The organism is Winogradskyella poriferorum (genome assembly GCF_050618035.1).
Lineage (GTDB): Bacteria > Bacteroidota > Bacteroidia > Flavobacteriales > Flavobacteriaceae > Winogradskyella > Winogradskyella poriferorum_A.
Genome location: NZ_JBODPY010000234.1, coordinates 1 through 221, shown reverse-complemented (window position 1 = coordinate 221; position 221 = coordinate 1). Strand labels below are relative to the sequence as shown.

The window sequence follows — 221 nt, the reverse complement described above, 5'->3', positions numbered from 1 at the left end:
ATATTTGTGATCGCTGTATTGAGCAAGCACATGCTATTGTTATCGTGGAATCAAAGCAAAGCGGTAGCTCAGAGTTAAGTGGTGAGTTAATGCTTAGAAGGCCTAAAGAGATAAAAGCCTTTCTAGATGAATATATCATTGCGCAGGAGTATACCAAACGTGTAATGTCTGTAGCTGTATATAACCACTATAAGAGATTACTACAGCCTCCTAGTGATGAT

Annotated in this window: 1 pseudogene; it reads left to right on the top strand. The window is 38.5% G+C overall.

The window, feature by feature from the left end:
- Nucleotides 1–221 (top strand): annotated as a pseudogene (locus tag ACRHOC_RS15600) (ATP-dependent Clp protease ATP-binding subunit ClpX); the annotation flags it as partial.